Here is a 24,576-nt window from a genome sequence, read left to right on the forward strand (position 1 = left end):
CATTATTGTACTAATTTATCATACTGCCGGCTTTTTTTGAAATGAAGGCTCTTTTATGGATTCTGTATATGAATAGATTGTTGCGTCGAAAAAGCCTAAGAGCGGATTTTCCCCCTTGCTTAGCGGAATATTTCCTTTGAATTAAGATGTTAACTCCGGAACTAATATTAACAGCAAACTTTGAAAAGAGACTTAAAGGAAAACGATTTTTAACAGCAACCGTTGATTATGCTATAATGACAAAAGTTACTAAGGGAAAATGATATAACTTAATAAATGAAAGACTGATTGTTCTTTAAGTTCTTTTCTAATAGGATTTTGGTTTTTCACTATTTCAACTCTGTTTCTCTTTTTTAACGATGATTGAAGCGGAGTCGTGAACCTGGAGTGAAATCAACTACTTTTTAAAATTGCAATAAATCTTGGTATTTTACGTAAAAAAGCATTGTATAAAGATAGATTGAGGGGCGAAAACTATGAAGATTTCTACCAAGGGACGCTATGGTTTAACAATTATGATAGAGCTGGCAAAGCGCCATGGAGAGGGACCAACTTCCCTGAAGTCGATTGCTAAGGCTCAAAACTTATCTGAACACTACCTTGAACAACTTGTGGCACCATTACGAAATGCAGGTTTGGTCAAAAGCATCAGGGGCGCTTACGGAGGGTATGTGCTTGGGCATGAGCCTTCCGAAATAACTGCAGGGGATATCATCAGGATCCTCGAAGGCCCGATTTCCCCTGTCGAAGGAATAGAAGATGAAGAACCGGCAAAGCGTGAACTCTGGATGCGGATTAGGGACGCTGTAAAAGAAGTATTGGATAATACAACAATTGAAGATCTGGCAGGATATACGGACGAAGGCGAGTCAGACGCCTATATGTTTTATATTTAATGGGAGGAATGACAATGAAGACGATTTATCTCGATAATGCGGCAACCTCCCCAATGGATCCCCGTGTTATCGAAGTAATGACAGAAGCAATGAGAGGGACGTTCGGCAATCCATCCAGCATTCATGCTTCAGGAAGAGATGCCAGACATAAACTCGACAGCGCACGAATGGCAGCGGCAAAAAGCATCGGTGCCGGTTTCAATGAAATTATCTTCACCAGCGGAGGAACCGAGGCAGACAACCTGGCTCTTTCCGGTACTGCCCATGCTCTTAAAGAAAAAGGAAGGCATATCATCACTTCTTCGATAGAGCACCATGCCGTTCTCCATACCTGCGCACAGCTGGAAAAGGAAGGGTTCGAGGTAACTTACCTGCCTGTGGATGAACAAGGGCGTGTTTCTGTTGCGGATGTGGAGTCCGCTTTAAGAGAAGACACCATCCTGGTCAGCATCATGTACGGTAACAATGAGGTAGGGACCGTCCAGCCAATCTCTGAAATCGGGGAGTTGGTCAGAAGCCGCGGGAGTTTACTTCACACAGACGCAGTTCAGGCTTTTGGAATGAAAAAATAGATGTGATGAAAGAAAACATAGACCTTCTTTCCATCTCCGCCCACAAAATCAATGGTCCTAAAGGTGTCGGATTTCTTTATGTAAGAAAAGATGTCCCTCTTGAAGCCAAGACTTTTGGCGGGGAACAAGAGAGAAAAAGACGGGCAGGGACAGAAAATCTGCCATCATTAGTCGGAATGGCTGAAGCGATCAGGCTTTCTCAGGAAGAGATGGATAAAAAGGCAGAAGAATATATAGGGTTTAAACATATCCTTATTGATATCCTGAAAGAAGATGGAATTGAATTTCACCTGAATGGAAGCCTGGAACATGCGCTTCCCCATGTGCTCAACCTCAGCTTCCCAGGCACCGACGTGGAATCGATGCTGGTGAATCTGGACTTGGCAGGAATTGCCGTATCAAGCGGCTCCGCGTGTACGGCAGGCTCGATTGAACCTTCCCATGTCCTGCTCGCCATGTTCGGCAAGGATTCCGAGCGCTTGCGGAATTCCATCCGCTTCAGTTTTGGGATTAACAACACCGAGGAAGATATCATCCATGCTGGAAGGGAAGTCAGCAAGATAGTCAACCGCCTGAGAAAATAAGGCAGAGTTCAATCTCTTGTCTAACTGTCTTCTTTGTATTAAAATCTTTCTATTGTTTTGAATGGCTTATTTTGAGACTTGTTGGCTTTACTAAGAATTAACTAAAATTAAGGCCAAGCTGATCTTGGTCACGTTAGAGTAAAATCTGCTTTGTTTTGTAGGTTCTATTCTTATAAAATGTTGTTTCTAACCATTTCACATCTTCTAGTTATTTATCCAAGCGGATTGGAGCGGAAGGTGTACGACCTCCTGCGGGATTAGCGGGACAGGTGAGACCCCACAGGCAAAGCCGAGGAGGCTCACCGCCCGCCCCGCGGAGTCGTGCACCTGTAGTGGAAATCAACTAATTTTACCAACAATGCCTGGAGAAACATTTGCAATTCAATTCGAAGTCATTAGAAACAGCTAAAGGCTTTTTCGGCTTAATAATAGATAATAGATAAAGGAGGTGCCTTTTGTGAAGAAGGAACCTAAAGATACAAGAGTGGTCGTCGGCATGTCAGGAGGCGTGGATTCCTCCGTTGCAGCTCTTTTACTGAAAGAGCAGGGATATGATGTGATCGGCATTTTCATGAAGAACTGGGATGACACCGATGAAAACGGCGTCTGTACTGCGACTGAAGATTATGAAGATGTGATCAGGGTCTGCAACCAGATCGGCATTCCTTACTATGCCGTCAACTTCGAAAAGCAATATTGGGACAAGGTATTTACCTACTTCCTGGATGAATATAAAGCAGGGCGCACTCCGAATCCTGATGTTATGTGTAATAAAGAAATCAAGTTCAAAGCATTCCTTGAGCATGCATTGAAGCTGGGAGCCGACTACCTGGCTACCGGGCACTACGCCCAGGTTGAGTACCGCGATGGAGAATACAAAATGCTTCGCGGCAAGGACTCTAATAAAGACCAAACCTATTTCCTTAATCAATTGGGACAGGAACAATTGGAGAAAGTAATGTTCCCGATCGGTTCGATTGATAAAAAAGAAGTAAGGGAAATCGCCAAGAAAGCAGGGCTGGCCACTGCAGCCAAAAAAGACAGTACAGGCATCTGCTTTATCGGCGAACGTAATTTCAAAGAATTCCTAAGCAACTACCTGCCGGCACAGCCTGGAATTATGGAAACTTTGAACGGTGAAGTAAAAGGGAAGCATGACGGCCTGATGTATTATACGATCGGTCAAAGGCAGGGTCTTGGAATCGGCGGAGCTGGAGACCCTTGGTTTGTCATCGGAAAGGATCTTGACCGTAACATCCTCTTCGTTGAGCAAGGTTTTGATCACCCAGCTCTCTATTCGGACAGCATTCAAGCGGTGGATATCAGCTGGACATCCGATACTGCAAAGATGGATGAGTTCGAATGCACAGCCAAGTTCCGTTACCGTCAGGAGGACCATGCTGTCAAAGTACAGATCCTGCAAGACGGAAATACCAAGGTTATTTTCAAGGAACCTGTAAGAGCTGTAACCCCTGGACAAGCAGTCGTTTTCTACAATGGGGACGAATGCCTGGGCGGCGGCACAATTGATGAAATATTCAAGGACGGAAAAAAACTTGAATTCGTAGGCTGACATACAAAGGTTAATCAGAATTTTTATCTGGTTAGCCTTTTGTTTTTTAGCACAGTGCGATTCTTAATGAAGTCAGTGGTTATGATATACTAGGGACATACACAAGTAAAAAATAATCCAAACCAGAGGTGTTTACATATGGATAAAAATCTTAAAGGAATCGAGCTGCTTCAGGAAGGGAAAATCGAAGAGGCAGTAACGTTTTTTACAGAGGCAATTGAAGAAAATCCTACAGACCCCGTTGCATACATAAACTTTGGCAATGTCCTGCTTTCAGTAGGAGAAAATGAGAAGGCTGAGAAATTTTTAAAGAGAGCAATATCTCTTGATGGGAATGCCGCATCCGCTTATTACTCTCTTGGCAACCTTTATTTCAATGGTGAAAATTTTGACGCAGCCAAAGAGGCTTTTGAGACAGCGGTTCAGAAAGGACTTGAAAATGAAGACGTCTTTTTCATGCTTGGCCTCAGCCTTGTAAATCTTGAACAGCCGAGACTTGCCCTTCCTTACCTTATGAGAAGTGTCGAACTTAACGGCCAAGATACAGAAGCCCGTTTCCAATACGGCCTATGCCTGGCCAAAACGGAAGCCTATAAAGAAGCCATCGATCAGCTTGAAACTGTGGTTGAGCAGGACCCGGAGCATGCAGATGCTTATTATAATCTGGGAGTAGCCCATGCCGGCTATTCGGATGACGCTGAAAAAGCAAGAAGCTGCTTCGAGAAAGCTCTTGAAGTCCAGCCGGATCACATGCTTGCAGGCTACGGTTTAAAAATGATCGATCAGCTTAATAATTAAGTATTAACTTGGAAACAAGGGGGTTTCTAAATGAGCAGGCAAGACTCCTTAGAACTTTTCGATGAAAATGAAATCTATGTTAAAGGCAAGCATCTTGTCACCATCTTCCACAATGAAAGCAATCTCTATTCAGTCATAAGGATCAGGGTGGAATCCACGAATGCCCAATATGAAGACAAGGAAGCGGTCATCACCGGCCATTTCCCTAAAATTCATGAACAGGAAACCTATGTGTTCCATGGAGCATTCAAAGACCACCCCAAGTTTGGTATGCAATTTTTAGCACAGCGTTTCAAAAAAGAAATCCCCCAGACGAAGCAGGGCATTGTTGACTACCTGTCCGGTGAATTATTCAAAGGCATAGGAAAGAAAACAGCTGAAAAAATTGTGGATCAGCTGGGTGAAAATGCAATCAGCAAAATATTGGAAAGTCCATCCCTTCTCGATGATATTCCAAAACTCCCTCCTGAAAAGGCCAAGTCCCTTTATGATTCCCTCGTTGAACATCAAGGGCTGGAAAGAGTGTTGATCAGCCTGAATGCATATGGTTTCGGACCCCAGATTTCCATGAAGATTTATCAGGCATACAAAGAACAGACTCTTGAAATTCTGCAGAAGAATCCTTATAAATTGGTCGAGGATATTGAGGGGATCGGGTTTGGGCGTGCGGATGAACTCGGAAGCAAGCTGGGTCTCACCGGCAGCCATCCTGACCGTATCAAAGCGGGCTGCCTCTATACTCTGGAGCAGAACTGCCTGCAGGATGGACATGTGTATCTCGAAGCGGAAACCCTGTTGACCAATGTCAAAGCTCTACTCGAAAAGAGTCAAAATGAGAGAATCAGCTTTGACGATATCTCGGCTGAAGTGATCAAACTGGAAGAAGAGGGAAAAATTAAAGGCGAAGAACAAAGGGTGTATCTTCCTTCCCTTTATTTTGCGGAAAAAGGGTTGGTCACCAACATCGAAAAGGTGCTCTCCCAGGACCAATATACTGATCAATTCCCTCAGTCGGAGTTCCTGATGGCGCTTGGCGGGTTGGAAGAGAGATTGAACGTCCAGTATGCACCGACCCAAAAAGAAGCGATCGAGAAGGCTTTGATGTCCCCGATGATGCTTTTGACAGGAGGTCCCGGAACAGGAAAAACCACGGTCATTAAAGGAATCGTCGAGTTGTATGCAGAACTTCACGGCTGTTCGCTTGATCCCAAAGCATACAAAGACGAACCATTTCCTGTCCTGCTGGCCGCCCCTACAGGAAGGGCTGCCAAACGAATGACAGAGTCAACCGGTCTCCCTGCGGGCACGATTCACAGGCTGCTGGGCTGGAATGGTACCGACAGTTTTGATTTTGATGAAGAACGGACGATCAAGGGGAAATTACTGATTGTCGATGAAATGTCCATGGTTGATACATGGCTTGCCAATCAGCTGTTCAAGGCCCTTCCCGACGATATCCAGGTCATTCTGGTTGGCGATGAAGATCAGCTGCCTTCCGTCGGGCCCGGCCAGGTTTTAAAAGACCTCCTGAAGTCAGAGGTTATCCCGACTGTCCGTTTGAAAGACATTTACCGCCAGGAAGAAGGCTCTTCCATCATCGAGATGGCACATGAGATGAAAGAGGGAAGGCTGCCTGCCAATCTGCTGCAGCCTCAAAAGGACCGCTCGTTTATCAAGTGTACGACTGGCCAGATTGCAGAAGTGGTGGAAAAGGTTGTGACTAACGCCAAGGCTAAAGGGTACAGTGCGAAGGATATCCAAGTGCTTGCCCCTATGTACAGAGGTCCTGCAGGAATCGACAACCTTAATATCATGCTTCAGGAAATCTTCAACAGTAATGACGGCACCCGGAAGGAAATTACATTTGGAGATACCAAATACCGGATTGGAGATAAAGTCCTGCAGCTCGTCAATCAGCCGGAAAGCAACGTGTTTAACGGTGATATAGGTGAAGTGATTTCCATTTTCTATGCGAAAGAGAATACGGAAAAACAGGACATGGTACTCGTTTCTTTCGAAGGAAATGAAGTCACCTACACCCGCCAGGAATTGAATCAAATCACCCTGGCTTACTGCTGTTCCATTCACAAATCTCAGGGAAGCGAGTTTCCGATTGTGATCCTGCCTGTGGTGAAAAGCTACTTCAGGATGCTTCGCCGGAATCTCTTGTACACAGCCATCACAAGAAGCCGGAACGCCCTGATTCTCTGCGGTGAGGAACACGCTTTGAAAATGGGAGTGGAAAGAGAAGAAGACGTTAAAAGATTGACAACCCTTTACCAGAAGCTGAAAGCGACAGAGTTTGAAGCGGACGAAGAGTTGGAGACTGATGAGGAACAGCCAAGAAACATGCTTGAAGAAATGCTTCAAGCCGACCCGATGATCGGAATGGAAAACGTTACACCTTATGATTTCCTTTAAGAAGGCGAACTATATAAGTATCCGGGATGACAGATTCCCGGTGCATTTGAGAAAAATGGCGCCGTTCTTCCTCGTTTGTAAGGAAATTGAATAAGTTTTGAGCAATTTGGACATAATGGCTACTGGAAAATAGGGCAAAAAACTACTTTAATTCAGTTTTTTTAAAAGTCTGAAAAGCAGTTTCTGCCACGGATTTGAAGGGGTGGCCTAATGATGAAATGTCCAAATTGTCAAAGCAAGGATATAGGCAAAATTGGCATTAACCAGTATTATTGCTGGAAGTGTTTTATTGAGCTTACAGTCACGAAGGGTGTCATACACACTCACCAGGTGGAGGAAGATGGAACATTGAGTTCTTTAGATGATTTGTTTGATGAGGAAGACCGCCAATTAAGTTAAAGGAAGAGGTGGGCACCTTGAACAAAACAATGGCCTCAATGATCGGATTCGGAGCGGGAATAGCTGCGACAATGTTCTCTCGCCGTTCTGACATGATGAACGGAAAAAGTATGAAAAAAATGCGTAAACAAATGAAAAAGATGTTTTAAGAGCAGAGGGGGGGTTCTTCCCTCTGTTTTTTTGTATTGAGGCTTTGTGCAGGGAGGGAATATAAAATATTTGTAAATGATTATTCCTCGTTTTTATGCCAGGTATTGATTTGATGACAGTGATTATGAGTCTCTCATCACGTTCTAGCGATCGGAGGCGAGCAAATATCACCGCTGATGGATCTCTAAGCTTGCCCAAGAGACCCGAGCAGAGCAAAAATCAACGCCAACGGGTCTCTAAGCGTGTTCTAGAGACCCGAGCCGAGCAAATATCACCGCTAACGGGTCTCTAAGCTTGCCTAAGAGACCCGAGCCGAGCAAAAATCACCTCCAACGGGTCTCTAAGCGTGTTCTAGAGGCCCGAGCCGAGCAAAAATCACCTCCAACGGGTCTCTAAGCGTGTTCTAGAGACCCGAGCCGAGCTAATTTCACCGCCAACGGGTCTCTAAGCGTGTCCTAAAGACCCGATCCGAGCCAATATCACCGCCAACGGGTCTCTAAACGTGTCCAAGCGACCCGAGCCCAGCATATTTCTGATTTGATGTATTTCAAATCCGCAGCGACGTACAATACCAGCACTCATTTTCCCCTCGATAAATAGCCAATCCTATTCCTCGTATGGTTTCCCTGTTTTTGCCCACATTAAGTAATAGCAAAGACAAGAGAAGGGAGGAGAGAGGAGAAATGAATAACCGCCCATATGCCAGATGGCTTTACAGGCTGGCAATCACACTTTTGGCAGTGATTACGCTGTATGTCTTCTATCTGCTGCAGCCGGTCTGGAAGCCTGTACTAAGTGTAGTGGTGATTGCATTGATTCCCTTCTTGCTTGGAGGCTTTATAACCTATCTCCTCCATCCGGTGGTCGAAAAGCTGTTTAAGGCAGGAATTCACAGGGGAGTAGCCATCCTGCTGATTTACATTCTCTTTTTTGGCGGACTGGGCTATGCTGTCTACAGAGGAATTCCTGTCATTCTCCATCAACTCAAGGACTTGGCGGAGAATGCCCCTCTCTATACAGATCAGTATCAGCGCTGGCTGGAATACGTGCAGAACAAAACCTCCACTTGGCCGGATGGTATCCAGCATGAACTGGAATCCAGGATTGAAAGGTTTGAAGCGTGGCTTAATGGGATTGTCGCATTGCTGTTGTCAGGAATCTTAAAGATCATGAACAGTCTGCTGCTGTTTGCCATTGTCCCGTTTATTTCTTTTTACCTATTGAAAGACTTCCCTAAAGTGAAGAGCGCTGCTACTAGTCTGACTCCTCAAAAGTGGAGGCGGAGCGCTGGGGAATTCCTTAAGGATTTGGATGAGTCGCTTGGAGGGTACATAAGAGGGCAATTGTTAGTGTGCTTTCTGATAGGGGCGCTTGCCACGCTTTCTTTCTGGTTATTCGGCATGAAATATCCCCTGCTGCTTGGGATCATAGTGGGAATCACCAATGTCATCCCCTACTTCGGTCCGGTTATCGGGGCAGTTCCTGCAGCGATTGTGGCCAGTACAATTTCGACTGATATGGTCCTCAAGGTGGTTGTTGTAGTGTTAGTCCTGCAGTTCCTGGAAGGAAATGTCCTATCACCGCTGATCGTTGGAAAAAGCTTGCACATGCATCCCTTATTCATAATGGGAGCGCTGATAATAGGGGGAGAAATAGGCGGGGTGCTGGGGCTGATCGTTGCAGTCCCTCTCTTGGCAATGCTGAGAGTGGCCGTCATACATGCACGCACGCATTTTTCAGTGAAAGAAAGTTCGTGAACAATAAATTTTTTATTTTTCTCTTAGTTAGATTGACAAATGACTGTGATATTTCTATAATTCGACTTATACAATAAAACACTAACCAAATCGACGAAAGATCGAGTATGTTATAGCCCATCTGAGTGCTGCGAGCACGCAAGAGAGGAATTTCCCCGGCTGAAAGAAATTCCAGATGAAGGATAACAGAACGCTAATCCAGAGTGCAGCAAACCTGCCGTTCGCCGCGTTAAGGCTCCAGAGTGATGAATTCAATACTTGAGTTCATAACCAGGGTGGTACCGCGAGCAAGCTCTCGTCCCTGACCAGGGATGGGGGCTTTTTTGTATGCTTTTTTGACTAAAATGGAAAAAATGAAGGAGGAAATTCACTTGAAATCATTAACAGGTGCTGAAATCAGACAGAAATTTCTAGATTTTTTTAAAGAAAAAGGCCATAGGGTTGAGCCAAGTGCATCCCTCGTTCCCCATGAAGATCCGTCCCTGCTGTGGATCAACAGCGGTGTAGCAACATTGAAAAAGTACTTTGACGGCCGTGTAATTCCGGAAAATCCGCGTATTGTCAACGCACAGAAGTCCATCAGAACCAATGACATTGAAAATGTCGGGAAAACGGCCCGCCACCACACGTTCTTTGAAATGCTGGGCAACTTTTCCATTGGCGATTATTTTAAAGTGGAATCAATGGAATGGGCATGGGAATTCCTGACGGATGAAAAATGGATAGGGTTCGACCCCGAGAAGCTGTCAGTTACAATTCATCCTGAAGATGAAGAAGCGTTTGAAATCTGGAGAGATAAAATCGGCGTTCCTGAGGAAAGAATCATTCGCATCGAGGGCAACTTTTGGGATATCGGAGAGGGGCCAAGCGGACCGAACACAGAAATCTTTTATGACCGCGGACCCGAGTATGGAGATGACCCGAAGGATCCTGAATTATATCCGGGCGGAGAAAATGACCGTTACCTTGAAGTGTGGAACCTGGTGTTCTCTGAATTCAACCACAACCCTGATAACACCTACACTCCGCTGCCTAAGAAGAATATTGATACCGGGATGGGACTTGAGAGGATGGCTTGTGTCGCTCAAGGAGTTCCGACTAACTTCGATACAGACCTGTTCATGCCGATCATGAGGGCTGTTGAAAAGGCTTCTGGCGAAAAATATCGTACAGACGAACTGAAAGATGTTGCATTCAAAGTGATTGCCGACCATATCAGAACTGTTTCGTTCGCTGTCGGGGATGGCGCCCTTCCATCGAATGAGGGCCGCGGCTATGTCCTCAGAAGACTTTTGCGCCGTGCAGTAAGGTTCGCAAAGCAAATCAACATTAACCGTCCATTTATGTTTGAATTGGTTCCGGTAGTCGCAGAAATCATGGTGGACTTCTACCCGGAAGTGAAAGAGAAAACAGAATTCATCCAGAAAGTGGTTAAAAACGAGGAAGAACGTTTCCATGAAACCCTGAATGAAGGTCTTTCCATTCTCTCTTCTGTGATTAAAAAGGAAAAGGATGCAGGAAACACAGTTGTTTCCGGAAAAGATGTCTTCCGCCTTTATGACACCTACGGATTTCCTGTTGAGTTGACTGAAGAGTACGCAGAGGAAGAAGGCATGACGATCGACCAGGAAGGCTTTGAAAAAGAGATGGAGCTTCAGCGCGACCGTGCCCGTTCTGCCCGCCATGATACAGGTTCTATGCAAGTACAAGGCGGCGTATTGGGAGACATCAAGGTTGGAAGCGAATTTGTTGGCTATGATGACCTTCAAGCGGACGCTAAGGTTGAAGTGATTGTCTTGAACAATGAACAGGTTGAAAAAGCTGAAAAAGGCGCCGAAATCCAGTTTATCCTTGATAAAACTCCATTTTATGCTGAAAGCGGCGGACAAATCGGTGATAAAGGCGTGCTGCTTGCAGACGGGGTGAAAGTTTCGGTCAAGGATGTCAAGAAAGCTCCCAATGGACAGAATCTCCACAGTGCTGTTGTGGAAGAAGGTACCCTGGAGCAAGGCCAGGCAGTAAAAGCGTCTGTCAATGAGATTACCCGGAGTAAAGTCATCAAGAACCATACGGCTACTCACTTACTGCATCAAGCTCTTAAAGACGTACTCGGCGGACATGTGAACCAGGCTGGGTCACTGGTGGAGCCGGACCGCCTCCGCTTCGATTTCTCTCACTTCGGAAGTGTCAGTGCAGAGGAAATGGAAAAAATAGAAGCTATCGTCAATGAACAGGTTTGGAACAGCATTGCGGTAGGCACGAATTATAAATCGCTGAAAGAAGCAAAAGAAATGGGCGCAATGGCTTTATTTGGAGAGAAATATGGGGATACTGTCCGTATAGTCTCTATCGGAGATTTCAGTCTTGAGCTTTGCGGCGGCTGCCATGTCAGCAATACTTCTGCAATCGGGCTGTTCAAAATCGTTTCAGAAAGCGGTATTGGTGCAGGGACACGGAGGATTGAAGCTGTGACTGGTGAAGGTGCCTATAACCTTCTCAATGAGCAGGTAGGCCTTCTAAAACAGGCAGCTGAAAAGATTAAATCCAAACCGAAGGATATTGTTTCCCGAATCGACAGCCTTCTTGCTGAAATGAAGGATTTGCAGCGTGAAAATGAATCACTATCCAGCAAATTGTCCAACATAGAAGCTGGCAGTCTGACAGACCAGGTGAAAACAATCGAAGGTGTCAATGTCCTTTCGGCAAAAATTGCAGGCGGAGATATGAATACCCTGAGAAACATGGTTGACGATCTCAAGCAAAAACTGGGATCGGCTGTAGTGGTCCTGGGCTCTGCGCAAGATGACAAAGTCAGCATCAGCGCAGGAGTTACAAAAGACCTGATTGAAAAAGGTTACCATGCAGGAAAGCTGGTAAAAGAAGTTGCGGGAATCTGCGGCGGAGGCGGCGGAGGCCGTCCGGATATGGCTCAGGCTGGCGGAAAAAACCCCGAAAAACTGGATGAAGCCCTGAAGTTTGTAGAAGAATGGATCAAATCCGTTTAAATCGACACTAAAGTGGTGTACAATGAAGGTAATAAGACAGGTTTGCCAGAATACACCAAGCCTAAAGAGAGGTGCGAATTATGAGCTCTTTTGATAAAACAATGCGATTTAATTTTTCGGAGGAACCATTTGAACAGGATGTAAACGAGGTCTTGCTCCAGGTTCATAATGCTTTGCAGGAAAAAGGATATAATCCAATCAATCAAATTGTAGGTTATCTGTTATCTGGAGATCCTGCGTACATTCCCAGACATCAGGATGCACGTAACATCATCCGCCGATTAGAGCGTGATGAGATCATTGAAGTGCTGGTGAAATCTTATTTAAAGCAGCACAAAGAGGGGTAAAACATGCGCGTTATGGGACTTGACGTCGGCTCGAAAACAGTCGGCGTAGCAGTAAGCGATGCGATGGGCTGGACGGCTCAAGGCGTCGAAACGATAGCCATCAATGAAAACCAATCAGAATTCGGCCTGAAGCGGGTGGAAGAGCTGATCAAGGAATATGAGGTAGACAGGGTGGTAATCGGTTTCCCGAAAAATATGAACAATACTGTCGGTCCACGTGGAGAGGCATCACAAAAGTATGCCAGACTCCTGGAGGACAAGCTCGGTGTTGCTACAATTTTGTGGGATGAACGTTTAACGACAATGGCTGCAGAAAGAATTTTACTGGAAGCAGACGTGAGCAGGAAGAAACGTAAAAAAGTAATCGATAAAATGGCTGCCGCCTTTATCCTGCAAGGGTACTTGGACAGCCAAAAATAAGAGGTGTATAAAAATGGAACATGGTGAAAAGCAGATTACAATTATTGATGAAGAAGGAAATGAACAGCTTTGTGAGGTATTGTTCACTTTTGAATCAGATCAATTCAATAAATCATACGTTCTTTACTATCCGCTGGGTGCCGAGGAGACAGAAGAGGAAGAAATCGAAATCCATGCTTCTGCATTCTCCCCTGGAGATGAAGGTGAAGAAGGAGAATTGAAGCCGATCGAAACAGAAGAAGAGTGGGACATGATCGAAGAGATGCTTGAAACATTCCTTGATGAGGAAGAAGAAGAATAAGACAGTATCCATACCAGAGGGCATTCTGCAAAAGGGAAGAAGATTCCTTTTTTTGCAGAATGCCCTCTTTTTTTGGTTGAAAAATGTAGTATAATAAAAAAGATGCATGTCGAATTTTAAGGGGGAACCCCGTTTTTGCTCGAGAGGGGGAAATATAAAATGACCGAGAATAAAAAATCAAAAAGAGAAATTCTCTTATCAAAATTAATAGAGCGAAAAGAAGAAGCTAAAGTAATACGGAAAATAGTAGGAATCATTGTCATCGCCCTGTTTATCATCATTGGAGGGACAGCGGTCGGAGGCTATCTATACATTAAATCAGCTCTGAAGCCGGTAGACGAAGATAATAATAAGTCAGTCAATGTGGAGATCCCGATTGGTTCAGGGGTGACATCCATCGGAAGTATATTGGAAGATAACGGTATTATCAAAAACTCACATGTCTTTAAATATTATGTCAAATTTAATAATGAGTCAGGATTCCAGGCGGGAAGCTACGATCTCACGCCCGCGATGACTCTGGATGAAATCATCAACAGTTTGAAGACAGGGAAAGTGATGATGGAGGCGGAATTCACCATTACCGTCCCTGAAGGCTATCAACTAGAGCAGATTGCCGAAAAAATTGCCGAAAAAACACCATATGAAACGGAAGAAATCGTAAAAAAGCTGGATGAGGATGGTTTCGTCAAGGAGCTTATCGGCCGTTATCCTGATCTGTTGAAGGAAGAGGATATACTAGCCGAAAACGTCAAACATCCGCTCGAGGGATACCTGTATCCTTCCACCTATCCTTTCTATGAAGAGGAACCGGAACTGGAAACCATCATTGATAAGATGATCTCCCAGACCCAGGACGTTCTGACTCAATATGAATCTTCCAGAGCGGACCGGGGATTTTCCGTCCATCAATTGCTGACTCTATCTTCACTCGTCGAGGAAGAAGCAACCGAGAAGGCTGACCGCGGAAAAATCGCCAGTGTCTTCTTTAACCGCCTGGAAAAGGAAATGCCGCTGCAGACCGATCCAACCGTCCTTTATGCTCTGGGCGAACACAAGTCAAGAACACTCTATGAGGATCTGGAAGTGGATTCTCCTTATAATACCTATCAGAATACAGGGCTTCCTCCGGGACCGATTGCCAATGCGGGATTGACATCCATTGAAGCTGCACTTCAGCCGGATAGCACAGAATACCTTTACTTCCTGGCATCTCAGGAAGGAACGGTTTATTATTCTGAAACCCTGGATGAACATAATGAGAAAAAGGCTGAATATATTACATCAGAGTAATAGAACTAAAGAGGAAAGTTATTCGCTTTCCTCTTTTTTATGTGATAAAATAGTACAAGTGTTTTTTAGATAGACGTACACAAATAGAATGAATATTTCAGGTAGAAAGCTTGCGGGCTTTCTACTTTTATGTAGGCTTCTGGCCGGCTTGTAAACGTGTCTACTTGCCTCCTGAAGCAGGAAAGTGAGTGAATAACTTGGATAATGCCGTTAATGGTTATATTGAGTCATTAATAAAGGACCGCAGTGATCTGTTAAGTGAGATGGAAACTTTTGCAGAATCAGAAGGTGTGCCCATCATGGAGCTTGCAGGCATTGAAACCCTTCTGCAGCTTTTGAGAATTCAAAGACCGAAGAAGATCCTTGAAGTGGGAACGGCGATAGGATACTCCGGACTAAGAATGGCGGAAGCTCTTCCAGATGCTGAGATTGTGACGATCGAAAGAGATGAGGTCCGTTACAGACAGGCATTGGATTTCACTGGGCGGTCTCCGCAAAAGGAACAGCTCGATATTATCTTCGGTGATGCATTGGAAAAGGCACAAGAGGCTGAAGAAAAGGGGCCGTTTGATGCACTGTTCATTGATGCAGCAAAAGGACAATATCAGAAGTTCTTTGATCTGTATTCACCTTTCCTGGCAGAGGGCGGTGTCATATACTCTGACAATGTTTTGTTTAAAGGAATGGTTGCAGAGGAAAATGTAGAGAATAAGCGAATCCGCAACATGGTCAAAAAGCTGAGAAGTTATAACGATTGGCTGATGAATCATCCTGACTATCATACGGTCATCATCCCCGTGGGTGACGGACTGGCTGTCAGCAGGAAAAAATAAAGATAAATACTATAATCTTACGCCAATGATTGACCCGCAGGCTTCTGGCGGGTCTGCAGCACGAAGATGAAAGGAGTTCCACTAATCAATGAAACACAAGCCAATTGTTATCGGTGTAGCCGGAGGGTCGGGTTCAGGAAAGACAAGTGTAACCCGCTCTATATACGAATCATTTCAAGAACACTCCATCCTGATGATCCAGCAGGACTATTACTATAAAGATCAAAGCCATCTGCCTTTCGAGGAGAGACTGAAGACGAATTATGACCATCCATTAGCATTCGATAATGAGCTTTTGATCAAGCATCTCATGAGGCTGCTGAAAAACGAAAGCATTGAAAAACCGCTTTATGATTATAAAATGCACACCCGTTCAGAAGATACTCTGCTGGTTGAACCGAAGGATGTAATAATTTTAGAGGGAATTCTGGTATTAGAAGATGAAAGATTGCGTAACTTAATGGATATCAAGCTTTATGTCGATACGGATGCGGACCTGAGAATCATCCGCCGTATGCTGCGTGATATCAAAGAGCGGGGACGTTCCATTGATTCAGTCATTGACCAATACATTAATGTTGTCCGCCCGATGCATAATCAGTTCATTGAGCCGACGAAGCGTTATGCCGATGTCATCATACCTGAAGGCGGACATAACCATGTGGCTATCGACTTAATGGTAACAAAAATTCAAACAATTCTTGAACAAAAATCATTTTTGTAATACGATAGCATAGATAAAAACATACAGCGATTTTCAGAAATGTTTATTATCCCCAAGGAATCAATCTCAATTGAATATTCTTTCTAAGGGAATGGACAAAAGGTGCCAGGAGCAACACCCGCCTTTCATGTCCATTCCCTGAATTGCAATAGAAGAATAAGCTGAGGCGGAATTCCATAGCACAAGGTACACGCTTATGTACATAAAGGACCGGTGGGAGGTTCTTATATTTCTTATAAGGAGTGAAGTATTTTGGCAGCAGAAAAAGTATTTCCAATGACAACAGAAGGTAAAGAAAAGTTAGAAAAAGAATTAGAGCACTTGAAATCCGTTAAACGTAAAGAAGTGGTGGAAAGAATCAAGATTGCCCGCAGCTTTGGCGACTTATCCGAGAACTCTGAATACGATGCAGCAAAAGACGAGCAGGCATTCGTTGAAGGCCGGATTTCGACTCTTGAAAATATGATCCGCAACGCGAAAATCATCCAAGAAGATGAAATGAACTCCGACACTGTGACACTTGGTAAAACGGTTACATTCATTGAACTTCCAGATGGTGACGAAGAAACTTACACTATTGTCGGTAGTGCGGAAGCAGACCCATTTGAAGGAAAGATCTCAAATGACTCTCCAATTGCCAAAAGCCTGCTTGGCCATAAGGTCGGCAGTAAAGTAAATGTTCAAACTCCAGGTGGGGATATGAGCGTTAAGATTACAGCTGTTAACTAATTCAAAGTGATGGGGGCATGTTTGCCTTCATCGCTTTTTTTATTGAAGTTTTTGAGGAAATCTCAATGAGGGATAGCCCAATGTTGGCGTCTCCTGGTATTGGATATTCTTTAATGGATCAATCGGCCGGGAAACGTGGTACATCAAACCGAAGAAAACAAAAGATAATCTCCCTCGGCGGGAAAGCGCGGTAAATCAAATTGAAGAAAACGAAAGGTGATGTCCCTCGGTCGGGAAGCGCGGTACACTAAACCGGAAAAACAAAAGATGATGTCCCTCGCTTCAGGTGGGACTCTGTCTCATCCTCAAACATAAAGGGAAGGATGAAGTTGCAGAAACACTCTTGAGTCTCTTTCAGCTCATGTTCAGACACTCATGGCCTTGTGAAAGCCAGCGAAACTCTGAAGGGACCTGTTAATAAAAAGAAGCCCCTATACAAAAAATAACGGATTTACTTGTGAGGTGCAAAACGGGAAATCACAGACAAAATCACTTATCAATTCACACCAATTTCACAACTGTATTCACAATACAAAAAGGCTTAGGGAGATTTTCATCCCTAAGCCTTTTTTCATTTTATCTTATTGTGCTAAAGCACCCTTTAATTTAAGAGTATTTGCTTACCCTTCATTGTTTGTTTCTTTGAAAATATCTCTGTATGTAGCTAGGAGTATGGTGAAAATGAATAACAGAGGTAAAAACATTTCATAACTATTAGTATAAGCACCTTCTTCCAAAAAAACGCCAATGGCCATACTTATTATTATCAATCCAGAGGACCAATAAAATACGTTTTTTGTTATTGATCCTCTATATAGGTTAATAATTATGTCTCCAATTGCTGCCAATAAAGCGACAACCCTTGTTATGAAATACGGCTCATAAACAAACAGACTGGCGAATAATAAAATTGCAGCAATCAAACTTACTATTCCAGATTTAAGCGTTGTAAAATTCAAATAAATCCCCCTCCAGCTTCTGTGTGTCCCCCTCTTTAACTGAACTGCTCCGTTAGTTTTAGTACATTATTTCATAAAGTCTCGATAGTCTCATTATAATTTTAACATAAATCTCAAAAAGCCTTGATAAGTACCTTGCATTCCACTTACCAAATCACATCAATATCAAATACCCTCCAAAAATTATGTCCGCCATTGAGAAATGACGTGTGAATTTAAATTAAAATATCAAAAACCATTGATATAACAGGAAAAATCGCACGGTGAATTCGAATGTGAAAACCTGTGAGATTTGCCTAGTTATTTACTTGTTTGCACCTCTGAAGTAAACCCGTTATACAAAAAATCCTGCTGGTTTTAACCAGCAAGATTTTTCATCAATTTTGCTTGCAAATTCTAAACAGCAACCTCTTTATACTTCATTAAGGAGACAATTCGATGGAAGGTGACGCACCCTCACCAGATCCATTATAAAATTCCGGCACTTTCCCTGGAATAAATAAATCGCCAACTTTAATTTTATTTTTAATGACAATGGTTTCGGTCCGCCTTGGAATAATGACATTCATCTCAACAGAAATGTTGATGTAGACTTCCATGTAGGTATTATTTATTCCCAGTTCTCTTGCGGCTGTGGCGACACTGGATTGGACATCACCAATGATTTCAAATTGCACCGGGACTTGGGGACCCAGATTTGAAAGCAATGTATTATTTGTTGCTAACCCCAGGGGAATATAATAAACAATCCCTTTCTTCTCCTTGCTTTCTTCATAATCAATATCAATTCCAGATTTAAATGATTGCAGCTTTTCAAATTCTCCACTTTCTACATAATCCAAATATTGCTGAACTCTTTCTGTGGATTCCGCAATGACCCTGTTATATATAGCAGGATCAAAGCTATAAGCAGTTCCATCATTGGCTTCATGTTTGACAATCAACTTATTAATATCTATTCCTTCAGCAATCTTCTTTGAAATAGCATCATTGATAGCTTGAGCCGCAATTTGACGGGTCCGTGTTTCAGCAATTTCTATTAAGGCGGGTTCTATTCCTTTATTAATGATGAACAAACTTTGTGAAGTCAAAAAATAAATATAACTATAGATATTAGGAATACATATCTAAGCGGCAGAGGAGCGGCACCTTTTCTCTTTATTTTTTTGTACAACTTGAACACCTCTCTTCATACAAAACATATGCTGCAAGTTCTAAATTATTTCTCTATAAGACAAAAAGTAAAAAGCTCGTTTCTTTGTACTCAGGTTCTATCTTCATACGCTCTTTTTCGCATAGATTGTGGTTCTTTAAAAGTAGTGGATTTCCGCTCCAGCCGCACGACTCCGCGGGGCGGGCGTTGAGCCTCCTCGGCTTCGCCTGCGGGGTTACGTTCCAGTGGGTACGTAACCTTGGTCTCGCCTGTCCCGCTAGTCCCGCAGGAGATCGCACGCCTTCCGCTCCAATCCTCCTTCGGAAAAGGGGGATTGATAAATAGCATTTTAAAGCTACAATCTTTTAGAAAAGAGCCTTTATTAAAGAATATAGTTATTGAAAATAAACGATCTTCGCTCCCTGCGAACGATTCTGCATATGACCGCTATTCCCGGGGATGCCTGCCAACCCTCCCCTCTGCGTAGATGGCAACATGGGAAAGGTACAAGTTTATGAACAGCTCCCGGCTTTTAACCTGGCAACCCAATGAATGAAAACTGAAGTACTCTCTATACACAGAAGTATGTTTCTCCTCAAAACGTCAAGAATGGTTATGAGGTGTTCTACATGAAGAGGAAACGAATATACTTTTTCAGTGTTATGGTTCTGCTAGGAATGGCGGGGCTTCTGCTGAGGCTCGTCCAAATTCAATTATTGGAAGCAGAGTCGTTCTCACAAAAACAAATAAATTTAATTGAAAATAGTGTAAATCAAAGAACTCAACAGCTGACAATTGATGAAGGCAGGGGGTCTTTTCTTGACAAGAATGGGGAATCCATCAATTATGAAAACAAGAATGTGCTCGTTTTGTTTCCTTTTCTGGGAAAGATAGATTGGGATGCGGATAAGATCGCACGTATCCTGGGGATATCAAAAGGAAAGCTCCAAAAAGATATCGAAGAGGCGAAAGAGCCATTTGTATATGGCGGCAAAAACCCTTACATATTGAACGAAAGCCAGATGAAGGAGATTAATGACTTAGAGCTTAAAGGGGTGTTTGCCTTGAAGCGCAAATACCCAAAAGACGAAATCCTTGCAGAGCAGTTAATAGGATTGACTGGTGAAAACGAAGAAAGGTTTCATGCCAGATATCCAGATCGAGTAAAAGGAGCGACGCAGAAGATAGGAATTTCCGGTCTGGAGAAATCCTTTGACGAATGGCTGATAGCCGAGCAGGAATCAAAGTTGATTTATCACGTAGATGCAAGGGGAGGTCCGTTGTTCGGTGTCGATGTAAAGTACTTGGCGCCAGCCAATCCCTTTTATCCTTTAGACATTGAGACAACGATAGATTCTCAATTACAAAAGCAGATGGAAGAGTTGATAGACCGGCACTCTATTAAAAAAGGCGGAGCCGTCCTACTGGACATAGAGACGGGAGATATATTGGCGAGCGTCTCCAGGCCAAAGGTTCAGAAGGGAACGCCTTTTCAGGATGACGGGGCGAAGAATCTGATGGCCACAGAAATGGTTCCAGGTTCGGTCTTCAAAACCGTGGTGGCTTCAGCTGCGATTGATCTTAATCTTGTTAATGAAAATGAAGTATTTAATTGTGATGAGGACATTTATGGTGTCCGTGCTGAAAAACCCCACGGGATGATTAATATAAACGAGAGCTTTGCGGTCAGCTGTAATCGTACGTTCGCAGAGATATCAAAAAGCCTGACTGAAAAAAACAGCCTCACTCTCGATAACTATGCAGAAAAACTTGGCTTGATAGGCGATATCGGCTGGAAAGGGAATGTCTTTCATTATGAAGACTTCGAGCAGCTGCAGATTGATAGAGGCAGAATCTTCATTAATGATGATGAACGTGAAGAAGCCAAAATTGCCGCACAAACAGGAATCGGGCAAAGAGAAGTGCGTGTAACTCCGATTGGTGTAGCCAATATGATGTCTACCATTGCCAGGGGCGGCAAGAAACAAAGCGTGAGGGTTGTAAGTGGAATTCGATATAAAAACGGTACTGAGTTGACAGATTTCCCTGTTCAAAAAGATGACGCGCAGGCTATTTCTCCTTACACAGCCATGAAAATGCAGCAATATCTGCGCAATGTGGTCGCGGGAGAATCAGGAACAGCGAATTTTCTGCAGACAGCAGCCTATGAAATTGCTGGAAAGACGGGAACAGCCCAGACCGGCCAATATAGCGGCGATAAGGAACTGTACAATAAATGGTTTGCGGGATACTTTCCATTCGATAACCCTAAATACGCTTTGGCGGTCGTCAACATGGATGTATTGGAATATGAAGGCGGCATTTATCCGGTATTTAAGGAGATTACAGATATGATCCATCAAACAAAGGAAGCAGAAAACCAATAGGAAAACATTCTTATTTTTATCAAATTTCTTTTGATGAATTTATAAGCGTGATAAAATGGGTAAAAGAGAAAAAGAGCCTTCATTGAGGTATTATGATTTTCAGAGGAGTGTAATTTGCATGCCGAAATATAATTCACGTTTAGATAAAAGGGCTAAGAAAAAATCGAATGTGATTTTAAATAGCCTGATAGGGGTTGTACTGCTGCTGATCGTTGTGGTTGGTGCAACGATTTTTCTGGGGAATGATAACGAACAAGCAGCCGGTGATAATGCAGCCACTACGGATAACGATATAGCGGACAGCAGTTCATCAGAGGAAGAAGCGGAAACAGAAGAACCTGCTTCAACCGATGAGAGCGCTGATGAAAATGAGGAAGCCGAGGAAGACGAAAGTTCTTCTGAAGAGCCGGCTGATGAAAGTGAATCAGATACCGATGCTCAAGATACTGATGGTGAGAAGCCTGTCGCTGACGGCGAAGACCTGGCAAGAAGCGAAGAAGAGAAAGAAGAGAAAGAAAAGAAAGAAGAAAATAAGGAAGAAGACAAAGAGAAAAAAGATAAAAAAGATGAAAAAGATGAAAAAGAAGATTCATCAGAAAACGATAAAAAAATCGTAAAAAACAGTGATGAGCCTAATGTTAAAAAGGAAATTGTAAATCCAGGCTGGCAGCCTATCGGCACTCAGCAAACAGGAGAACATGTAGCTAAGTATGAGGAAGACTCAGCAGATTGGCAGGAGAAGGTTCAAGCCTTGTCTTATGCTACGGGACTTGCTGAGGATAACATGACTGTTTGGTGGCTGGAAAGAAACGGCGGTCCAGATAAAGCAATCGGGACTGTCGCGCCAAAAGACCAGTCGACTACTTACCGTGTATACCTTCAGTGGGTGGACGGAAAAGGCTGGAAACCTGTGAAGATGCAGGAACTTATCGAAAACGATAAAGATTGATAATAAGAAGCCCGAAGCTGATATTCAGCACCGGGCTTCTTTATTTCAATTTTCTGCTTTAAAATGAACCACAGCTGAATAAAGGCGGCGGCCTTTTTCATCCAAGCTGACATTGTGGGAAACAGAATGGACAGCAAGCAGTATGCTTTTGTTATGGCCGATCTGCTCGTTGATTTTTTTCTCTAATGTCTGAAGGTCTCTTGCTTCAAAAAATTCAATTTTGTCCTGAATCAATTCAAATTCAATATTCATAGGTGCCTCCTATTAAAGTGGAATGTTAAATGAAATATACTGTTACTCTTGCCTTAGACAGGGAGCAGCTAATTGTCCGGTTCCGTGTACCACCAGCAGCTCCCCGCATGATGAAACGAAAATCTTGATTTAAGAACGATACCCATTTAGGGATCCTTGTGTACAATCCATATGCGATATGTGGAAAATCGCCTCTAGTTGGGGTAGAATAGCTACATAAATTAAATAATTTTATAGTATTATTTCAGCTGAAAGAATCTATCAGAAGGCTGTTTATAAAATTCGGCTCACATAATGAGTATACAATAAGGTGAATGAAAAGAGGGTAATGAAAATGAAAATTGCTATAATCGGTGCTATGGAAGAAGAAGTACAACTGCTCAGGGAAAATATTAAAGATGCGAGAGAAGAGGTTATTGGCGGAAGTCAATATACTGCAGGAAAAATGCATGATGTGGAAGTTGTCCTGCTTCGATCAGGAATTGGGAAGGTAAATGCAGCCATGAGTACTGCTGTCCTTCTTGAAAGGTTCAAACCGGATATGGTGATCAATACTGGCTCTGCAGGCGGATTTGATGCTGAACTAAATGTAGGGGATGTAGTGATTTCCACTGACGTCAGACACCACGATGTTGACGTAACGGCCTTCGGTTATGAGTATGGACAAGTTCCCCAGCTTCCAGCAGCTTTCACGGCCGATGAGCGTTTGAAACAAGTGGCAGCTCAAAGTGCAAAAGAAACATCAGATGTAAAAGTAGTGTCCGGCTTGATTGCTACAGGAGATTCATTCATGAATGATCCTGCCCGCGTGGAAGCCATCCGTGATAAATTTGAGAATTTGCAGGCAGTGGAGATGGAAGCTGCTGCGATTGCTCAAGTGGCACATCAGTTCAATGTTCCATTTGTCATCATCCGCTCTCTTTCTGACATTGCCGGGAAAGAGTCACACGTCTCTTTTGACCAGTACTTGGAAACGGCTGCAGTGAATTCAGCCAACCTGGTCATGAAAATGGTATCAAAACTAAAATAACCCATTGATACTTCCTGCCTTCCATTCTTGGTGAGATTTACATGGATAATTGTCCTGTTTTCTATGTTACAGTAGAAACAGACCTTATTTTGTAAAATCCCAGTGGAAAGAAGGGATCATCCTTGGAAACAATGAAAAAAATATAACTAATAAAATCATAGATTATAAAAGATTTGCGTTTATATTAGTATCTCTTAGTGTTTTTCTTTATCTTGGCGCAGTACTTCCTGTTGAAGAGAAGACACTTTTAAAAACCTACATGCTCATGGGCGGAACAGTAGTCATGCTTGGATTTTCAGGACTCTTTTTCTACCAGGCAGCAAGGTGGAAGAAGAAGCTTGCGGAGATGGAAGATGAGCAGGTAAATATGTAAGGCTCTCTTAGTTGTTATTTATTACGAGAATTGCAAGGAAATGCCATTATTCACCTGAAGTATCCGGGTGGGAATCAGCCAGAATATATGAGGAAAAAAGATATATGTAAACATAAGACTGGAAACTGCCCCTTTTCCAGTCTTTTTTGTGTTTTCTTAAGGTATATGCAGTAGTTTTTTAGTTTTCTTCGGCTGTCCTTTTAGTGGGACCGGTTTGGTATATTGTGAAAAAAAATCTCGGGAATAACCCTTTTTATCCATCAATATAAAATTTATTAAAAAAAAGGGCTGAAAAATGGTTTACATTTCCTGTTGAAATGGATATACTTACCTCTGTAAGGAAATAACATTCAGAAAAAGGAGGTCGAATGAAATGATGAAAGCTAAAGCGGTACTAAAAGCAATTCCATCAACTGAATATTTTTATGCACATTCGATCGCCGGTGAATGGATTATTTCGTGATATTCTGAAATTCCAATAGAATCATACCAAGCCGCTGGAGTGTGTACATCCCTGCGGCTTTTTTATGTCTGCTGCAGGGAGGTATCTCTTTGCGGCTTTTTTTAGGCTCTTTTCGTTCAGAGAGAGAAAAATGAGTTTCCAGGGGAAAAATCCGGCCCTTGGGATTTTTCCGAAAGCAACAATTTATGCGAAAACAGCCTTTTTTTAT

General features: G+C 43.2%; 22 protein-coding genes and 1 pseudogene. 20 read left to right on the plus strand and 3 right to left on the minus strand.

Annotation, left to right across the window (positions count from 1 at the left end; all coding sequences use genetic code 11):
- The first annotated feature begins 476 nt into the window (after positions 1–476).
- The 16 genes and pseudogenes from cymR to greA all read left to right on the plus strand — a co-directional run bounded on the left by cymR (position 477) and on the right by greA (position 16,802).
- Positions 477–896, plus strand: a complete 420-nt coding sequence (cymR, locus tag B9Z54_RS05315; RefSeq protein WP_113927447.1) for a cysteine metabolism transcriptional regulator CymR — start codon at positions 477–479, stop codon at positions 894–896.
- Positions 897–910: 14 nt separating this feature from the next.
- Positions 911–2,052 (plus strand): annotated as a pseudogene (locus B9Z54_RS05320) (cysteine desulfurase family protein).
- Positions 2,053–2,509: 457 nt separating this feature from the next.
- A complete protein-coding gene (mnmA, locus tag B9Z54_RS05325) occupies positions 2,510–3,625 on the plus strand; it encodes a tRNA 2-thiouridine(34) synthase MnmA (RefSeq protein ID WP_113927448.1) in 1,116 nt (371 codons plus the stop codon).
- Between the two features lie 138 nt (positions 3,626–3,763).
- Positions 3,764–4,423 (plus strand): tetratricopeptide repeat protein, encoded by a 660-nt coding sequence (locus B9Z54_RS05330; RefSeq protein ID WP_113927449.1) that lies wholly within the window; start codon positions 3,764–3,766, stop codon positions 4,421–4,423.
- A 30-nt stretch (positions 4,424–4,453) separates the two neighbouring features.
- Positions 4,454–6,844 carry an SF1B family DNA helicase RecD2 gene (gene recD2, locus B9Z54_RS05335; RefSeq protein WP_113927450.1) on the plus strand — a complete coding sequence of 797 codons (2,391 nt, stop codon included), beginning with the start codon at positions 4,454–4,456 and terminating at the stop codon, positions 6,842–6,844.
- 210 nt (positions 6,845–7,054) lie between these two features.
- The gene (locus B9Z54_RS05340) at positions 7,055–7,243 is read left to right on the plus strand and encodes a hypothetical protein (protein ID WP_113927451.1); all 189 of its coding nucleotides are present in this window, start codon (positions 7,055–7,057) and stop codon (positions 7,241–7,243) included.
- Between the two features lie 29 nt (positions 7,244–7,272).
- Positions 7,273–7,392 (plus strand): DUF3918 family protein, encoded by a 120-nt coding sequence (locus tag B9Z54_RS05345; RefSeq protein ID WP_275887788.1) that lies wholly within the window; start codon positions 7,273–7,275, stop codon positions 7,390–7,392.
- Positions 7,393–8,076: 684 nt separating this feature from the next.
- Positions 8,077–9,150 (plus strand): AI-2E family transporter, encoded by a 1,074-nt coding sequence (locus B9Z54_RS05350; protein WP_113927453.1) that lies wholly within the window; start codon positions 8,077–8,079, stop codon positions 9,148–9,150.
- Positions 9,151–9,521: 371 nt separating this feature from the next.
- A complete protein-coding gene (gene alaS, locus B9Z54_RS05355; protein ID WP_113927559.1) occupies positions 9,522–12,155 on the plus strand; it encodes an alanine--tRNA ligase in 2,634 nt (877 codons plus the stop codon).
- Positions 12,156–12,235: 80 nt separating this feature from the next.
- On the plus strand, positions 12,236–12,502 hold the full coding sequence (locus B9Z54_RS05360) for an IreB family regulatory phosphoprotein (RefSeq protein ID WP_113927454.1): 267 nt from the start codon (positions 12,236–12,238) through the stop codon (positions 12,500–12,502).
- Positions 12,503–12,505: 3 nt separating this feature from the next.
- A complete protein-coding gene (gene ruvX, locus B9Z54_RS05365) occupies positions 12,506–12,922 on the plus strand; it encodes a Holliday junction resolvase RuvX (protein WP_113927455.1) in 417 nt (138 codons plus the stop codon).
- A gap of 13 nt (positions 12,923–12,935) precedes the next feature.
- Entirely contained in the window at positions 12,936–13,223 is a 288-nt protein-coding gene (locus tag B9Z54_RS05370; RefSeq protein ID WP_113927456.1) for a DUF1292 domain-containing protein, read from the plus strand.
- 159 nt (positions 13,224–13,382) lie between these two features.
- On the plus strand, positions 13,383–14,516 hold the full coding sequence (gene mltG, locus B9Z54_RS05375) for an endolytic transglycosylase MltG (RefSeq protein ID WP_113927457.1): 1,134 nt from the start codon (positions 13,383–13,385) through the stop codon (positions 14,514–14,516).
- Positions 14,517–14,713: 197 nt separating this feature from the next.
- A complete protein-coding gene (locus tag B9Z54_RS05380) occupies positions 14,714–15,349 on the plus strand; it encodes an O-methyltransferase (RefSeq protein ID WP_113927560.1) in 636 nt (211 codons plus the stop codon).
- A gap of 88 nt (positions 15,350–15,437) precedes the next feature.
- Positions 15,438–16,073: a uridine kinase gene (udk, locus tag B9Z54_RS05385; protein ID WP_113927458.1), complete on the plus strand. Its 636-nt coding sequence runs from the start codon at positions 15,438–15,440 to the stop codon at positions 16,071–16,073.
- A 252-nt stretch (positions 16,074–16,325) separates the two neighbouring features.
- Entirely contained in the window at positions 16,326–16,802 is a 477-nt protein-coding gene (greA, locus tag B9Z54_RS05390; RefSeq protein ID WP_113927459.1) for a transcription elongation factor GreA, read from the plus strand.
- A gap of 620 nt (positions 16,803–17,422) precedes the next feature.
- On the opposite strand, the gene B9Z54_RS05395 is transcribed toward greA, so the two are convergent.
- Together B9Z54_RS05395 and yunB are read right to left on the minus strand one after the other, a co-directional pair.
- Positions 17,423–17,761, minus strand: a complete 339-nt coding sequence (locus tag B9Z54_RS05395) for a hypothetical protein (RefSeq protein ID WP_113927460.1) — start codon at positions 17,759–17,761, stop codon at positions 17,423–17,425.
- A gap of 422 nt (positions 17,762–18,183) precedes the next feature.
- The gene (gene yunB / locus B9Z54_RS05400; RefSeq protein WP_162785102.1) at positions 18,184–18,852 is read right to left on the minus strand and encodes a sporulation protein YunB; all 669 of its coding nucleotides are present in this window, start codon (positions 18,850–18,852) and stop codon (positions 18,184–18,186) included.
- Between the two features lie 724 nt (positions 18,853–19,576).
- Here yunB and B9Z54_RS05410 point away from each other — a divergent pair.
- Both B9Z54_RS05410 and B9Z54_RS05415 read left to right on the plus strand, forming a co-directional pair.
- Positions 19,577–21,301, plus strand: a complete 1,725-nt coding sequence (locus B9Z54_RS05410; protein ID WP_345840691.1) for a peptidoglycan D,D-transpeptidase FtsI family protein — start codon at positions 19,577–19,579, stop codon at positions 21,299–21,301.
- A 118-nt stretch (positions 21,302–21,419) separates the two neighbouring features.
- Entirely contained in the window at positions 21,420–22,250 is an 831-nt protein-coding gene (locus B9Z54_RS05415; RefSeq protein ID WP_162785103.1) for a YrrS family protein, read from the plus strand.
- 45 nt (positions 22,251–22,295) lie between these two features.
- On the opposite strand, the gene B9Z54_RS05420 is transcribed toward B9Z54_RS05415, so the two are convergent.
- Positions 22,296–22,502 carry a DUF2536 family protein gene (locus B9Z54_RS05420; RefSeq protein WP_113927465.1) on the minus strand — a complete coding sequence of 69 codons (207 nt, stop codon included), beginning with the start codon at positions 22,500–22,502 and terminating at the stop codon, positions 22,296–22,298.
- 334 nt (positions 22,503–22,836) lie between these two features.
- On the opposite strand from B9Z54_RS05420, the gene mtnN reads away from it, so the two are divergent.
- Both mtnN and B9Z54_RS05430 read left to right on the plus strand, forming a co-directional pair.
- Entirely contained in the window at positions 22,837–23,532 is a 696-nt protein-coding gene (gene mtnN, locus B9Z54_RS05425) for a 5'-methylthioadenosine/S-adenosylhomocysteine nucleosidase (RefSeq protein WP_113927466.1), read from the plus strand.
- Positions 23,533–23,581: 49 nt separating this feature from the next.
- Positions 23,582–23,905 carry a YrhC family protein gene (locus tag B9Z54_RS05430; RefSeq protein ID WP_113927467.1) on the plus strand — a complete coding sequence of 108 codons (324 nt, stop codon included), beginning with the start codon at positions 23,582–23,584 and terminating at the stop codon, positions 23,903–23,905.
- Positions 23,906–24,576: the final 671 nt, after the last annotated feature.

Origin of the sequence: Bacillus sp. P14.5 (assembly GCF_003316765.1) — a bacterium.
Taxonomy (GTDB): Bacteria; Bacillota; Bacilli; order Bacillales; family Bacillaceae_B; genus Rossellomorea.